We start from the raw sequence: 14655 nt of genomic DNA, 5'->3' as shown, positions 1-14655 counted from the left end.
CGACATGACGCCACGCGCAGTTCTGATCGGGCCGCCCGGGGCCGGCAAGTCGACCATCGGCCGCCGGCTCGCCCAAGCCCTCGACCTGCCGTTGCTCGATACCGACGCCGAGATCGAGCGCACCACCGGGCGCACGATCCCGGACATCTTCGGCACCGACGGCGAACCGGCGTTCCGGCGGATCGAGGAAGAGGTGGTGGCCGACGCGCTCGCCCGTCACGACGGGATCGTCTCGCTCGGCGGCGGCGCGATCCTGTCCGAGCGCACCCGCGCCCTGCTCGAGGGGAGGACGGTGATCTACCTCGAGATCAGCGTCGCCGAGGGCCTGCGCCGCACCGGGACCAACACCACGCGGCCGCTGCTCGCCGGGGCGGATCCCGCGGCGAAGTACCGGGAGCTGATGCGCCGGCGCCGCCCGCTGTACCGGCAGGCGGCCACCATCCGGGTGCGCACCGACGGGCGCAGCCCCGGCCGCGTGGTGCAGCAGGTCCTTGCCAAACTGGAGGCGCAGACGGATCTGGCCGCCACCGGTGCCCACCCGTCCGCTGCCAGCGGGACCAGTACAGAGAATCGGAGCAATCAACCGTGACCGAACCGGTACGCGTCGACGTCCAGACGGCCCAGCCCTACCCGGTGATCATCGGCCGAGGCCTGCTCGGTGAGCTCGTCGACGAACTCACCGGCACCCGCACCGTCGCGATCCTGCACCAGCCGCCGCTCGCGGAGACCGCCGAGGCGGTGCGCACCGCGTTGGCGGAGAAGGGGATCGACGCCCACCGGGTCGAGATCCCCGACGCCGAAGACGGCAAGGACCTCGCCGTCGCGGGATTCTGCTGGGAGGTGCTCGGGCGCATCGGGTTGACCCGCAGCGACGCGATCGTCAGCCTCGGCGGGGGAGCGGCCACCGACCTGGCCGGGTTCGTCGCCGCGACGTGGATGCGCGGGGTGCGGATCGTGCACGTGCCCACCACGCTGCTCGCGATGGTCGATGCCGCGGTCGGCGGCAAGACCGGCATCAACACCGACGCCGGCAAGAACCTCGTCGGCGCCTTCCACGAGCCGTCCGCGGTGCTCGTCGATCTCGCGACCCTCGAGACGGTGCCGCGCAACGAGATCGTCGCCGGCCTCGCCGAGGTCGTCAAGACCGGCTTCATCGCCGACCCGAAGATCCTCGAGCTGATCGAGGCCGACCCGGAGGCCGCGCTCGACCCGGCGGGAACGGTGCTGCCCGAACTGATCCGACGCTCGATCGAGGTCAAGGCGAAGGTCGTCGCCGCGGACCTCAAGGAGTCGAGCCTGCGCGAGATCCTCAACTACGGGCACACCCTCGGGCACGCCATCGAACGGCGCGAACGCTACCGGTGGCGTCACGGCGCCGCTGTCGCCGTCGGCCTGGTCTTTGCCGCCGAGCTGGGCCGCCTCGCGGGGCGCCTGGACGACGCCACCGCCGACCGGCACCGCAGCATCCTCGAGCTCGTCGGGCTGCCCACGACCTACGACGCCGACGCCTTCCCGCAGCTGCTCGAGGGCATGCAGTCCGACAAGAAGAACCGCGCGGGCATGCTCCGGTTCGTCGTCCTCGACGGCCTCGCCAAGCCCGGCAGGCTCGAGGGACCGGATCCGTCGCTGCTCGCGGCGGCGTACTCGGCCGTCGCGCGGGAGGGGACCGCCGACCCGGGCACCGTGCTCCTGTGATCCGCTGAGCCCCCTCGACGGGCCGGCGCACCGAAGGGTGCGCCGGCCCGTTCCATTTTTCCGGGATCCCTCGGCTTACTCGGGCAGAGGTAATTCGAACCGGACGGAATCAAAGAATTTTCCGAATCGAAGGTCGCGGCCCCACCGGACGGCCGACCGCAGCCACGGAAATGAAAGACTTTTCGCCGCAACGTGTTCGGATTCGCCCTCGGCTCTTCGTTGATTTCCGGGTGGTACCGGCCGTACGATTCCCGTCATGATGAACGCTCAGCAGGTCACGACGACGCCGGATGCCTTCCGGCGCCGCGTCGCTCACTGCTGACCCACCACGCGAGCCCCGGGAGTCGACGTCCCGGGGCTTTCGTCGTGTTCGGGCACGTCGCTTCCTCTCGCCGACACGAGAGTCGAGGAACGGATCATGAACGGTGCAGATCACCGAGTGCTCGGTCGCGAACTCGAAATGTTCGCCACCGCACCGATAGTGGGTGCGGGCCTTCCGCTGTGGCTGCCGGACGGTGCGGTGATCCGTGCCGAACTCGAGGCCTTCGCCGCCGAGGTGGCGGCCGAAACCGGCTGTCGCCGCGTCTACACCCCGGTGCTCGCCAAGAAGGAATTGTTCGTCCGGTCCGGCCACTGGTCCAAATTCGCCGACGACATGTTCCCCGAGATGCGGGTCGGAGGCGAGAGTTTCGTTCTCCGGCCCGCCAATTGCCCCCACCACGCCCAGATCTTCGCCTCGCGGGGCCGCAGCTACCGCGACCTGCCGATCCGCCTGTCGGAGCTGGGATCGATGTTCCGCAGCGAACTGTCCGGCGTGCTCGCCGGCCTGAGCCGGGTCCGGCAGATCAGTCTCGACGACGCGCACGTGTTCTGCGCGCCCGAACAGGTCGGCGCGGAGGTGGAACTCGCGCTGAGTGCGATCGAGCGCTGCTACGGGGTCCTCGGGCTCGACGACCGGCGTTACCGCCTGTCCCTGGGTGACGCCGGCGGGCGGTATCTCGGCACCGGCGAGCAGTGGGCGCACGCCCAGGATCAACTGCGCGGAGCGCTCGAACGGCGCGGGCTGGACTTCTTCGAGGCCGAAGGGGAGGCCGCGTTCTACGGTCCGAAGATCGACATCCAGGTCGCCGGCGCGCACGGGCGCGAGGAGACCGTGTCCACCGTCCAGCTCGACTTCACTCAGCCCGAGCGCTTCGGCCTCGAATACACCGGCGAGGACGGGCGCAGGCATCGGCCCGCGATGATCCACCGGGGTGTGCTCGGGTCGATGGAGCGGCTGATCGCGATGCTCGTCGAACGCTTCGAAGGGCGCATGCCGCCCTGGCTGTCGCCCCGCCAGGTGGCGGTCCTGCCCGTCGGGGACGGCCACGGCGACGGGGCCGGCAGGCTGCGGGACAGGTTGGTGGCCGAGGGGATTCGCGTCGACGTGCTCGCCGGGGGTTCGTTGGGCAGCCGTATCCGGGCCGCGCGCCTGCACCGCGACCCGTACATCGCGATCGTCGGCGACGAGGAACTCGCGGACGAGACCGTCAGCGCACTGGTGCCGCAGTCGGGGCAGCGGGCGTGCCTCGGGCGCGAGCAGTTCGTGCAACGGGTGCGGGCCGACGTCCGGGGCCGGGTCCTGCGTCCGTCCGCGCTGCCGTGAACGCCCCCTCGTGGACGCCGGCCGAGGGGGAGCCGGCGTCTCGGGTCATGACCGGGTTCCGGCGATCGGCTCGGCCGCCGTCGGCGCTGGTCGTGCCGTCGCAGTCGGGCTCCGAGCGCGCCCGGCCCGGACTCCGTTGGCGATCACGACGATCTCGGCGACCTCGTGGACGAGGACGACCGCGGCCAGGCCGAGGACTCCGAACAGGGCGAGTGGCATCAGAACGGTGATGATCGCCAGGGACAGTCCGACGTTCTGCAGCATGATCGTCCGCGACCGTCGAGCGTGGCGGAGCGCTCGGGGCAGGTGCCGCAGGTCCTCGCCCATCAGGGCGACGTCGGCGGTGTCGATGGCGACGTCGGAGCCCATCGCACCCATCGCGATGCCGAGGTCGGCGGCCGCGAGCGCAGGGGCGTCGTTGACCCCGTCGCCGACCATCGCGGTCGGCCGTGTGGCGCGCAGGGTCTCGACGAGACGGGCCTTGTCCTCGGGGCGCAGGTCGGCGTGCACCTCGTCGACACCGGCGTCGGCGGCCAGGGCTCGGGCGGTGCGGTCGTGGTCGCCGGTGAGCATCGCGACGGTGTAGCCGTCACGGCGCAGCCCGGCGACCACCTCGCGCGCTTCCGCGCGGAGCTCGTCGCGGACGGCGACCGCCCCGATCGCGGCGCCTTCGCGTTCGACGAGGACCGCGGTGGCCCCGGCATGCTGCATCCGCTCGATGTCCGCGGCGAGCGGACCGGCGTCGATCCAGCCGGGCCGGCCCAGCCGGACAGGAGCGCCGGCGATGCGGCCGGTCAGGCCGGCACCGGGGACCGCGTCCACCTGTTCGGCCGGCACGTAGTCGTCGACGGCGGCGAGAATCGCCGGGGCGAGGGGGTGTTCGCTGCGGGCCTCCAGAGCGGCGGCCACGGCGAGAACGTCGTGGGGGGTCGTTCCCTCCGCGGTGGCGACGTCGAGCACGGCGGGCCGGTTCCGGGTGAGGGTGCCGGTCTTGTCCAACGCGATGCCGCGGATGCGGCCGAGAGCCTCGAGGGCGGCGCCGCCCTTGACCAGGACGCCGAACCTGGATGCGGCGCCGACCGCGGCGACGACCGTAACCGGGATCGCGATCGCCAGCGCGCACGGCGACGCGGCGACCAGCACCACCAGGGCGCGTTCGATCCACACGCGCGGATCCCCGGCCAGGCTGCCGACGACGGCGATGGCCGCGGCCGCGACCATCACGGCCGGGACGAGTGGGGTGGCGATCCTGTCGGCCAGGCGTTGCGCGTCGCCCTTGCGGGACTGCTCGGCCTCGACGATCCGCACGATCCTGGCCAGCGAGTTGTCCTGCGCGCCGGCGGCGACCTCGACCTCGAGGACACCGGTGCCGTTGATCGACCCGGCGAACACCTCGTCGCCCGGACCGGCCTCGACGGGCATCGATTCCCCGGTGACGGCGGAGGTATCCGGGGCGGTGCGCCCGGATCGGACGATCCCGTCGGTGGCGATCCGCTCCCCGGGTTTGACGATCATGACCTCGCCGAGCGCGAGGTCGGCAGGCGGAACGGTCTGCTCGCGACCGTCGCGCAGCACCGTGGCGGTGTCCGGGACCAGGGACAGCAGTGCGCGCAGGCCACGGCGGGTGCGGGTGACGGCGTACTCCTCGAGTCCCTCGCTGATCGCGAACAGGAACGCGAGCATCGCGGCCTCGCCGACCTCACCGAGCAGCACGGCGCCGAGGGCCGCGATCGTCATCAGGGTCCCGACGCCGATCCCGCCCCTGGCCAGGCGTTCGAGCGTGGCGGGGACGAAGGTGTAGCCGGCGACGATCAAGGCCACCGCCTCGAGTCCCACACCGAGAGCGTCGGGTCCGCCGCCGACACGGACGATCAGGGCCGCCACCAGCAGGACCCCCGCGGCGGCGGCCGCCCGGATCTCCGTGATCTGCCACAACTTCTCGGGCGCGTCCTCGTCCTCGCCGGGGAGGCGGGGTTCGGCGTGGCCGCAACCGCAGGCGTCGCTCACGACGCGCTCCCGGTGCCGGTGCCGTAGTTCGGGCACAACGCGACCGCGTTCCCGGTCGCGGCCAGCAACGTCTCGGCCGAGGCGAGCAGATCCATCAACTCGGGTCGGGTCAGCGAGTAGAACACCTGCCGGCCCTGGGGGCGGCCCTCGACGAGGTTGCAGTCCCGCAGGCACGCCATGTGCGCAGAGACCGTCGACTGCGCCAACCGCAGCTCACCGACGAGGTCCGCCACCCGCGCCTCACCCTCGGCGAGCCGTCGCACGATCGCCAATCGGGTGCCGTCCGAGAGGCTGTGGAACAGCGCCACCGCGGCGTCGAGGTCCGACACCGGCCCGGTCGACGTCCGGACCGCACCACCGTCGCGATTGATCGTCATACGGCGATGATAGCGGTTTCAGGCGATGTAACGCTGCGACTACTCGGCGCCGCGCACGACCTGCAGGCCGGGACGGCCGGCACGCGACGGCACGGGCGTTCCGCGGCGGCCCCGGTTGTCCCGGACGGGATGGGAGAGCCGGTGGGCGTGCAGGTAGGCGACGCCCACGCGGGAATACCAGGCGGCGGTCCAGGACGGGATGCCGCCCAGCATCGACAGCGCGAACCCGTGGTGGCGGTCGACGAAGTCGACGGTCACCGCGTACAGATCCACCCCCGGGCACTTCCTGGCCGCCGCCTCGATGTCGAGGTCGTCGGGCCACCAGCTCGCGGGCAGGACGGGGTCGGCCGCCTCGGGGGTGCCCGGGTGGCGGCGACCGAGCACTCGTCCGCGCACCACCTTGGCGGCGGCGCTGCACGAGCCCTTCGCGAGGCCCCACGTCGTGGACCACAGGCCGGCGGGGTGCGTCAGCGGCAGGATCGCCCCGAGCAGTCGTCCCAGCTGCGGTTCACCACCGGTCCGGGAGCACCAAGGCCCACCCTCGTCCGAGCCGTTCGGGGCCGTCTTCCCGTCGGGGCATACCGGAGCGCGCTCTCCCATGGTTCCCTACTCTAAATGTATTGGGCGCCAGTCGGATTGATTTTCGGTGATCGCATCGCGGCAGGGGGATCCGACCGGGCGGCTCCGCCTGCCCGGCATCCGGGTCGCGGACGGGGCGGTGCTGGGGCGGTCGCTGCGCGTGGGGACTCTGCCGAGGATCGGTCTCATCCGCCGTCGAGGCTCCGGTGGGCCAGTTCCTCGCGCGCGGCGGTCTCGACGCCGACCGGGAGGGCAGGGGTGCGGCCCAGTTCGAGGTCGGCCACGAACTCGGCGAGCAGGTCGGTCGGCCATCGATCGAAGTCGGCCATCGCAATCCCCCTCGGTGCGTCCGATCGGGCGAGCGGCTTTCCCTCGCCTGCTCCCGATTCTCGATCCCGATGCTTCACAATTACACCACCGGCACGTCGTGTGACACGACTCCTCGCATAATCGGTCCGTTCCGCCCGTCCCGTCCGATTCCGGCCCGGGCGCGGATCACGCCCGGATGCCCTCCACGGCCGGCGCGGAGCTCGGTTCGGCGCCGTGTTCCCGGCCCAGGTCGGCGATCGCGGAGGTGAACTCCGGGTCGAACAGCAGGAAGCTGAGCAGGTCTCCGCGATCCTCGTCATCGCCGCCGACCAGCCGCGCGACGACGGACGGCGCGGGGTTGCGCAGGAACCGGCGCACGGCGGGCCGGCGACGCACCACGTCCTCCGCGATCTCGGCGATCCGGCCGGCCTGGCCCGGTGGTGGGCCGGCGAAGTCGATCCCGATGGGACGGTCGGTCGGGGACACCGCGCGGGTCTGCGCGATCCGTGCGTTGCGGAATTCGAGCGTGTGCAGATCCTCGATCATCCGGTAGCCGAGCATCGCGCGCAGTGCCAGGGCCGCGACGCCGGCCACGTCGGGAGGCGCCGGCCGGTGCCTCCCGGTGCGCGCCGCGACCGGCGGGGGCCACACCCGCGGCTGCGTCGCCACGACGCCGACGTCGTTCGCGCCCAGCAGCAGCGCGGGTTTGATCGGGGTGTTGAGCAGCAGTCCGCCGTCGATGTACCAGCCGGAGCGCTGCGGGGCGCATCGGTCGGTGACGTGGATGGGCCGGAACAGGATCGGGACCGCCGAGGAGGCCAGCAGGTGGTCGACGGTCAGCGTCGTCTCGACGTAGCTGATGTTGCGGCGGATGTCGTACTCGGGCAGGCGCACCGAATCGTTCTTCTCCACGAACACCACCGTCCCGCCGGTGGCCACGGACGTCGTCGCGACGGCGACCGCGTCCACCAACCCGGCCCGGATGTTCTCGTGCAGCCGGGTCCACGGGACGAGGCGCTGCAGGGTTCCCCGGATCGGGGTCGTATCGAGCAGGCTGACGAGACGCGTGCGGGGAAAGCCGATCGCCTGGCCCAGGAAGGCCGCGCCGGTGCCGAGAAGGCTGTGCACCGACGAGTACACGTCGGACGAGCCCACCCCGGTCCACAGGTCCACGACCCGTTCCGCGGCCGTGGGCAGTCCCTCGTCGGCAAACGCGGCGAGCCCGAGCACGTTGATCGCGCCCGCGCTGGTCCCGACGAGGATCGCGGGCGCTGCGCCGTGCCGCGTCATCCGGGGAAGCAGGGAGGTGATCGCCCCGGCCTGATAGGCACCGCGCGCGCCCGCGCCCGCGACGACCAGCGCCGTCCGCCGGCGTCCGTGGGTACCGCGCGCCCCGCGTCCGGCCATGGGCGGAACGGTACCTGCCGACCTCCGGCCACGGACCCGATTCCGCAACCGGCCCGGTCCGATCGGGAGACGCTAGGGGCGGCGGTCCGGATCGATCCGCTCGAACACCTCGGTCGGGGCGTCGTCGTCGCGCCACCCCGGATCCGGCGCCGCGGCCGCCCCGACCGGCGCCGGCCCGGCGTCGGGCTTCGCCTTCGGCGCGGACTTGCGCTGCTCCCGGCGCACCAGGAACCGCCCGAGCATCACCGCGGCCGTCGCGGGGACGTACACCAGCAGCACGGTGAACGCCGCACCCGAGGTCAGTTCGAAGAACAGCGACTTGACCCCGACCTGGATCGGGCTGACCGTGTCGATCAGCCAGGTGAGCAGGCCGGCGACGAGGCCGGTGACCGCCGCCGCCTTCAGCCACAGCATCGTCAGGTCCGCACCGTCCTCCGACTGCGGGTGCGCCCGCTGGTCGCGGATCCCGTCGAGCCCGGCCCACACGATCGCGGCGAGCACGACGACGGCCAGCGCGACCATCCGCAGCACCGAGCCTTGCAGCGGCCATTGCACCAGGGCGGCCCCCAGCAGGACCCGCACGAGCACGTGCACGAGGGTCAGGCCGAGCCCGCGAAGCAACCAGGGTTTCATGTACCTCAGAGTAACGTCTGGATCGGCGGAAGTGTGTTCCGCCCCACATGGTCTCCGCTCCTCATCGTCCTGCCCTTCGTCGTCCTGCCCTTCGTCGTCACCGCCCGGGCGGCGGCCGTTCCGGCCGCCGCCCCGGGAGTACGTTGAGCCCATGCCCGCCGATCACGCCTCCCGCCGCGCCGCGCTGCGCCGGCTGCTCGCCGACCGGGACCTCGATGCGCTCCTGGTGACGGACCTGCTCAACATCCGCTACCTCACCGGCTTCACCGGTTCGAACGCCGCGCTGCTCGTCACCGCCGACGACGACGCCGACGAGTCCCGCACCGTCGTGTGCACCGACGGCCGCTACCTCACCCAGATCGCCGCGCAGGTGCCCGACCTGCGGGCCCGGATCGCCCGCGCCAGCGCCGATCACCTGGTCGGTTCCGCGGCCACGCCGGCCCGGTGGGGCTTCGAGAGCCACATCGTCACCGTCGAACAGCACGTGCGCTGGGCGGGGCTGGACAGCCCGCTCACCCTCACGCCCGCGCCCCGGCTGGTCGAGCAGTTGCGCATGGTCAAGGACGAACACGAGGTCGGGCTGCTGAAGGCGGCGTGCGCCGCCGCGGACCGGGCGCTGGCCGACCTCGTCGCCGCCGGCGGGCTGCGCCCGGGCCGCACCGAACGGCAGGTCGGCCGCGATCTCGAGGCCCGCATGCTCGACCACGGCGCCGACGGCATCTCCTTCGAGACGATCGTCGCGACCGGGGCGAACTCGGCTGTGCCGCACCACCGGCCCACCGACGCGGTGCTCGCCGCCGGGGACTTCGTCAAGCTCGACTTCGGCGCGCAGGTCGGGGGATACCACTCCGACATGACCCGCACCTACGTCCTCGCGCGGGCCGCCGACTGGCAGCGGGAGGTGTACGACCTCGTCGCGCGCGCCCAGGCGGCCGGGCGGGCGGCGCTCGTGCCGGGCGTCGACCTGGCCGCCGTGGACGCCGCGGCCCGCGGCGTCATCGCCGACGCCGGGCACGGTGATCTGTTCCTGCACGGACTCGGCCACGGGGTCGGTCTGGAGATCCACGAAGCACCCGGAATCGGCCAGGCGGCGACCGGTACACTTGCCTGCGGTGCGGCGGTGACCGTCGAACCGGGCGTGTACTTCTCCGGGCGCGGAGGCGTGCGGATCGAGGACACGCTCGTGGTGCGTGAGCAGGGACCGGAGCTGCTCACACTCACCGACAAGACATTGACCGTCGTATGAGGGCGGTACCTCGACTCTAGGAGACGCGAAACCAAGTGGCCGATACCAGCGATTTCAAGAACGGGCTCGTGCTGAAGATCGATGGTCAGCTGTGGCAGATCATCGAGTTCCAGCACGTCAAGCCCGGCAAGGGGCCGGCGTTCGTCCGTACGAAGATCAAGAACGTGCTCTCCGGCAAGACCGTCGACAAGACCTGGAACGCCGGGGTGAAGGTCGAGACCGCCACCGTGGACCGCCGCGACATGACGTACCTGTACCACGACGGCACCGACTACGTGTTCATGGACGGCGAGACCTACGACCAGATCTCCATCAACGAGGAGACCCTGGGCGACGGCGCGAAGTTCCTGCTCGAGAACATGCAGGTGCAGGTGGCCACCCACGAGGGCACCCCGCTGTTCGTCGAACTGCCGGTCACCGTCGAACTCGAGGTCACCCACACCGATCCCGGCCTGCAGGGCGACCGCTCCACCGGGGGCACCAAGCCGGCGACCCTCGAGACCGGCGCCGAGATCCAGGTCCCGCTGTTCATCAACACCGGCGACAAGCTCAAGGTCGATTCGCGTGACGGCAGCTACCTCGGGCGAGTGAATTCCTGAGTGTCCGGTACGCAGAAGAAACTCGGAGCCCGGCACAAGGCGCGTAAGCGTGCCGTCGACCTGCTGTTCGAGGCCGAAGCCCGCGACATCGACCCGGTCGGTCTCGCGGCCGACCGCATCGCGCTCGCCGTCACCGACGACCAGGTCGCCCAGGTGCCGCCGTACACGCAGACCGTCGTGCGCGGCGTGGCGGAGCATCTCGACGAGCTCGACCAGGTGATCGCCGAGCACCTGCACGACTGGACGCTCGAGCGGCTGCCCGCCGTGGACCGGGCGATCCTGCGCATCTCGGTGTGGGAGCTGTTCCACGCCTCCGACGTGCCGCCGGTGGTGGCCGTCGACGAGGCCGTCGAACTGGCCAAGCAGCTGTCCACCGACGACTCGCCCGCCTTCGTCAACGGCATCCTCGGCCAGATCGTGGCGCTCGCCGACCAGGTCCGTGCCGCCGCGGCGGCCACCTCGTCGCGCGCCGCCGAGCCGGCCGAGCAGCGGGAGTCCGAGCGGCCCTGACATCGCAACGTGAGCGGGCCCGGCCGGGGACGGAAGTCGCCGGCCGGGCCCGCTCGTCGCTACCGGGACGGCGGCCTGTGGCACGCCTCACCCCGCACCCGTGTCTGGGGGTCACCGGCCGCTGCTAGGCTGATGCACCGTCAGGCATCCTTTAACGATCCGTCCAGCGAGGCGGAGAAGGAGGTCGCAGTATGGCCATGTCCGAAGACGGGTCGCCGGTATCCACGCCCGGTCCGGCCCGCGAATTGCTCTCCGCAGCCGACGTCGGCCGCACCGTCGCCCGCATCGCGCACCAGATCATCGAGAAGACCGCGCTCGACGCCCCCGAGGGCGAGGCCCCCCGCGTCGTCCTCGTCGGTATCCCCACCCGCGGCACCACCCTCGCGCACCGGCTCGCCGAACGCATCGCCGAGTTCTCCGGGGTGACCGTGCCCGTCGGCTCCCTCGACATCACCCTCTACCGCGACGACCTGCGCACCAAGCCGCACCGGCCGCTCGAGCGCACGTCGGTGCCCGAAGGCGGCGTCGAGGACGCCCTCGTCGTCCTCGTCGACGACGTCCTGTTCTCCGGCCGCTCGGTGCGCGCGGCGCTCGACGCCCTGCGCGACCTCGGCCGGCCCCGCGCCGTGCAGCTCGCCGTCCTGGTCGACCGCGGCCACCGCGAACTGCCGCTGCGCGCCGACTACGTCGGCAAGAATGTCCCCACCGCCCGCGCCGAGGACGTGCGGGTCCTGCTCACCGAGCAGGACGACCGCGACGCCGTGGTGATCTCCGGAGGCAAGATTTCGTGAAGCACCTGCTCTCCATCGCGGACCTGACCGAGGCGTCCGCGACCGAGCTTCTCGACGAGGCCGAACGGTTCGAGCAGGCGCTGCTCGGCCGTGAGGTGCGCAAGCTGCCGACCCTGCGGGGCCGCACCGTGATGACGGTGTTCTTCGAGAACTCCACCCGCACCCGGGTCTCGTTCGAGGTCGCCGGCAAGTGGATGAGCGCGGACGTGATCAACGTCAGCGCCTCGAGCTCGTCGGTCGCCAAGGGCGAATCGCTGCGCGACACCGCGCTGACCCTGCACGCCGCCGGCGCGGACGCGTTGATCGTGCGGCACCCCGCCTCGGGCGCCGCGCACCGCATCGCCGACTGGACCGGCGACGGCAACGGCGGCGGGCCGGCGGTGATCAACGCCGGCGACGGCACCCACGAACACCCCACGCAGGCCCTGCTCGACGCGCTGACCCTCCGGCAGCGGCTCGGGTCGATCGCCGGCCGGCGCATCGGGATCGTCGGCGACATCCTGCACAGCCGTGTCGCCCGCTCCAACGCGCTGCTGCTGTCCACGCTCGGCGCCGAAGTGGTGCTGGTCGCGCCCCGCACGCTGCTGCCGGTGGGCGTGGAGACCTGGCCGGTGACCGTGTCGCACTCGCTCGACGCCGAACTGCCCGGCCTCGACGCGGTGCTCATGCTGCGGGTGCAGGCCGAACGCATGAACGGCGGGTTCTTCCCGTCGGCGCGCGAGTACTCGATCGGATACGGGTTGTCGGAGAAGCGGCTGGCGATGCTCGGCGAGCACGCCGTGGTGCTGCACCCCGGTCCGATGCTGCGCGGCATGGAGATCGCCTCCGCGGTCGCCGACGCCCCGCAGACCGCGGTGCTGCAGCAGGTGAGCAACGGCGTGCACGTGCGCATGGCCGTGCTGTTCCGTCTGCTCGTCGGCACGGAGAGCGCGATCGCATGACCGGCTCGCACGCGGACCGCGCAGCCGCGCAGGATACGAAGAACACTGGGACAGGAGAAGATTCGGTGTCGCCGCAGGTGCTCATCCGCAACGTGCTCGTCTACGGGGAGGGCGCGCCGACCGACGTGCTGCTCGGCGACGAGCAGATCCTCGGGATCGGGACCGACCTCGATGCCGGCTCCGACGCCGAGGTGATCGACGGCGCCGGACGGGTCCTGCTGCCCGGCTTCGTCGACCTGCACTCGCACCTGCGCGAGCCCGGCCGCGAGGACACCGAGACCATCGACACCGGATCCGCCGCGGCGGCGCTCGGCGGCTACACCGCGGTGTTCGCGATGGCCAACACCGACCCCGTCGCGGACTCCGTCGTCGTCACCGACCACGTGTGGCGGCGCGGGCAGGAGGTCGGCCTCGTCGATGTGCACCCCGTCGGCGCCGTCACCGTCGGCCTCGCGGGCAAGCAGCTCGCGGAGATGGGCACCATGGCCGCCGGCGTTGGCCGCGTCCGGATGTTCTCCGACGACGGGCACTGCGTGTACGATCCGCTCATCATGCGCCGGGCGCTCGAGTACTCGAGTTCGCTCGGGGTCCTCATCGCCCAGCACGCCGAGGAACCGCGGCTGACCGCCGGAGCCGTCGCCCACGAGGGCCCCACCGCGGCGCGCCTCGGCCTGGCCGGCTGGCCGCGCGCGGCCGAGGAGTCCATCGTCGCGCGCGACGCCCTGCTCGCCCGGGACGCCGGAGCCCGCGTGCACATCTGCCACGCCTCCACCGCCGGCACCGTCGAGCTGGTGAAATGGGCCAAGGCGCAAGGGATCCCGATCACCGCCGAGGTCACCCCGCACCACCTCCTGCTGGACGATTCGCGGCTCGAGACCTACGACGGCGTCAACCGCGTCAACCCGCCGCTGCGTGAGCGCTCCGACGTCGAGGCGCTGCGCCGCGGCCTGGCCGAGGGCGTGCTCGACTGCGTCGCCACCGACCACGCCCCGCACGCCGAGCAGGACAAGTGCTGCGAGTTCTCCCAGGCCCGTCCCGGCATGCTCGGCCTCGAGACGGCCCTGTCGATCGTCGTCGAGACGATGGTCCGCCCCGGGCTGCTGGACTGGCGCGGCGTCGCGAAGGTGATGAGCGAACGGCCCGCCGAGATCGTCGGCCTCGACGACCAGGGGCGGCCCCTCGAGGTGGGGGAGCCGGCCAACGTGGTGCTCGTCGACCCCGACGCCGAGTGGACGGTGCGCGGACCGGAGCTGGCCTCGGTCGCGCACAACACGCCGTACGAGGCGATGACCCTGCCCGGCAAGGTCGTCGCGACCGTGCTGCGCGGCCGGATCACCGCGCTCGACGGCACGGTCCGGCCGGCCACCGGAAGCGGGGTGCGGTGATGGACCGCGTGTTGCTCACACTCGGCTTCGTCGCCCTGTGGGTGGTGCTGGCCCTGCTGATGTGGAAGGGCTGGCGCGGCCGCGGCCGACGCCAGGCCGATGCCGTCGGTGCCCTCCCGCCGGTGCCGGCCGAGCTGGGGGAGCAGCTGGTGGCCCCGAGCACAGGCCTGTACGTGGGCAGCACCCTCGCGCCGAGCTGGCAGGACCGGATCGCCGTCGGCGACCTCGGCCACCGCGCGGCCGGCGAGCTCAGCCGCTACCGCGCCGGAGTGCTGCTCGAACGCGACGGCGCCTCGCCGATCTGGATCCCGCAGGACTCGATCCGGGCGATCCGCACCGAACGGGGCCTCGCCGGGAAGGTGATGACCAAGGACGGTGTGCTGGTGATCCGCTGGCAGCTGCCCTCCGGCACCGAGATCGACACGGGATTCCGCGGCGACGACAAGACCATCTACCCCCTGTGGGTGCAGGAGACGAACGAGAATTACCGGGACAGTGAAAGCTAGGACGACAGCCTGGACGGCTGGTACA

At 72.0% G+C, this 14655-nt stretch carries 16 protein-coding genes; 10 read left to right on the top strand and 6 right to left on the bottom strand.

From position 1 onward, the window contains the following. Nucleotides 1–4 precede the first annotated feature (4 nt). The 3 genes from A4U64_RS11805 to thrS all read left to right on the top strand — a co-directional run bounded on the left by A4U64_RS11805 (nucleotide 5) and on the right by thrS (nucleotide 3340). Complete coding sequence (locus tag A4U64_RS11805) at nucleotides 5–589, top strand: shikimate kinase (RefSeq protein ID WP_006947003.1); 585 nt, start codon at nucleotides 5–7, stop codon at nucleotides 587–589. Continuing rightward, the gene (gene aroB, locus A4U64_RS11800; protein ID WP_006947002.1) at nucleotides 586–1695 is read left to right on the top strand and encodes a 3-dehydroquinate synthase; all 1110 of its coding nucleotides are present in this window, start codon (nucleotides 586–588) and stop codon (nucleotides 1693–1695) included. The genes A4U64_RS11805 and aroB overlap by 4 nt, the downstream gene beginning before the upstream one ends. 418 nt (nucleotides 1696–2113) lie before the next feature. Further along, nucleotides 2114–3340, top strand: coding sequence for a threonine--tRNA ligase (thrS, locus tag A4U64_RS11795; protein ID WP_029543582.1), 1227 nt, complete (start codon nucleotides 2114–2116; stop codon nucleotides 3338–3340). 45 nt (nucleotides 3341–3385) lie between these two features. Here the strand turns inward: thrS and A4U64_RS11790 are convergent, their stop codons facing one another. The 6 genes from A4U64_RS11790 to A4U64_RS11770 all read right to left on the bottom strand — a co-directional run bounded on the left by A4U64_RS11790 (nucleotide 3386) and on the right by A4U64_RS11770 (nucleotide 8652). Beyond that, the gene (locus A4U64_RS11790) at nucleotides 3386–5347 is read right to left on the bottom strand and encodes a heavy metal translocating P-type ATPase (protein WP_065923476.1); all 1962 of its coding nucleotides are present in this window, start codon (nucleotides 5345–5347) and stop codon (nucleotides 3386–3388) included. Continuing rightward, a complete protein-coding gene (locus A4U64_RS11785) occupies nucleotides 5344–5724 on the bottom strand; it encodes an ArsR/SmtB family transcription factor (RefSeq protein ID WP_043801063.1) in 381 nt (126 codons plus the stop codon). Before A4U64_RS11785 ends, A4U64_RS11790 begins: the two co-directional genes overlap by 4 nt. A 39-nt stretch (nucleotides 5725–5763) precedes the next feature. Continuing rightward, nucleotides 5764–6324, bottom strand: a complete 561-nt coding sequence (locus A4U64_RS11780; RefSeq protein ID WP_029543588.1) for a hypothetical protein — start codon at nucleotides 6322–6324, stop codon at nucleotides 5764–5766. Between the two features lie 164 nt (nucleotides 6325–6488). Then, nucleotides 6489–6632, bottom strand: a complete 144-nt coding sequence (locus tag A4U64_RS28505) for a hypothetical protein (protein WP_006937614.1) — start codon at nucleotides 6630–6632, stop codon at nucleotides 6489–6491. Between the two features lie 166 nt (nucleotides 6633–6798). Further along, nucleotides 6799–8019: a patatin-like phospholipase family protein gene (locus A4U64_RS11775; RefSeq protein ID WP_065922581.1), complete on the bottom strand. Its 1221-nt coding sequence runs from the start codon at nucleotides 8017–8019 to the stop codon at nucleotides 6799–6801. 72 nt (nucleotides 8020–8091) lie between these two features. Beyond that, a complete protein-coding gene (locus A4U64_RS11770) occupies nucleotides 8092–8652 on the bottom strand; it encodes a B-4DMT family transporter (protein ID WP_029543592.1) in 561 nt (186 codons plus the stop codon). Nucleotides 8653–8803: 151 nt separating this feature from the next. On the opposite strand from A4U64_RS11770, the gene A4U64_RS11765 reads away from it, so the two are divergent. The 7 genes from A4U64_RS11765 to A4U64_RS11735 all read left to right on the top strand — a co-directional run bounded on the left by A4U64_RS11765 (nucleotide 8804) and on the right by A4U64_RS11735 (nucleotide 14630). Continuing rightward, entirely contained in the window at nucleotides 8804–9898 is a 1095-nt protein-coding gene (locus tag A4U64_RS11765; protein WP_006937618.1) for an aminopeptidase P family protein, read from the top strand. A 35-nt stretch (nucleotides 9899–9933) separates the two neighbouring features. Next, nucleotides 9934–10497, top strand: a complete 564-nt coding sequence (efp, locus tag A4U64_RS11760; RefSeq protein WP_006937620.1) for an elongation factor P — start codon at nucleotides 9934–9936, stop codon at nucleotides 10495–10497. Beyond that, nucleotides 10498–11007, top strand: coding sequence for a transcription antitermination factor NusB (gene nusB, locus A4U64_RS11755; RefSeq protein ID WP_006937621.1), 510 nt, complete (start codon nucleotides 10498–10500; stop codon nucleotides 11005–11007). Between the two features lie 191 nt (nucleotides 11008–11198). Then, on the top strand, nucleotides 11199–11798 hold the full coding sequence (pyrR, locus tag A4U64_RS11750) for a bifunctional pyr operon transcriptional regulator/uracil phosphoribosyltransferase PyrR (protein WP_006937623.1): 600 nt from the start codon (nucleotides 11199–11201) through the stop codon (nucleotides 11796–11798). Continuing rightward, nucleotides 11795–12739, top strand: a complete 945-nt coding sequence (locus A4U64_RS11745) for an aspartate carbamoyltransferase catalytic subunit (RefSeq protein WP_006937625.1) — start codon at nucleotides 11795–11797, stop codon at nucleotides 12737–12739. Before pyrR ends, A4U64_RS11745 begins: the two co-directional genes overlap by 4 nt. Before the next feature lie 65 nt (nucleotides 12740–12804). Continuing rightward, the gene (locus A4U64_RS11740) at nucleotides 12805–14124 is read left to right on the top strand and encodes a dihydroorotase (protein WP_065922580.1); all 1320 of its coding nucleotides are present in this window, start codon (nucleotides 12805–12807) and stop codon (nucleotides 14122–14124) included. After that, nucleotides 14124–14630 carry a PH-like domain-containing protein gene (locus A4U64_RS11735; RefSeq protein ID WP_029543596.1) on the top strand — a complete coding sequence of 169 codons (507 nt, stop codon included), beginning with the start codon at nucleotides 14124–14126 and terminating at the stop codon, nucleotides 14628–14630. The genes A4U64_RS11740 and A4U64_RS11735 overlap by 1 nt, the downstream gene beginning before the upstream one ends. The last annotated feature ends 25 nt before the right edge of the window (nucleotides 14631–14655 follow it).

The organism is Rhodococcus sp. WB1 (assembly GCF_001700945.1).
Taxonomy (GTDB): domain Bacteria; phylum Actinomycetota; class Actinomycetes; order Mycobacteriales; family Mycobacteriaceae; genus Rhodococcus; species Rhodococcus aetherivorans.
Note: the sequence above shows the minus strand (reverse complement) of the source record. Positions and strands in the feature narration are given on the sequence as shown.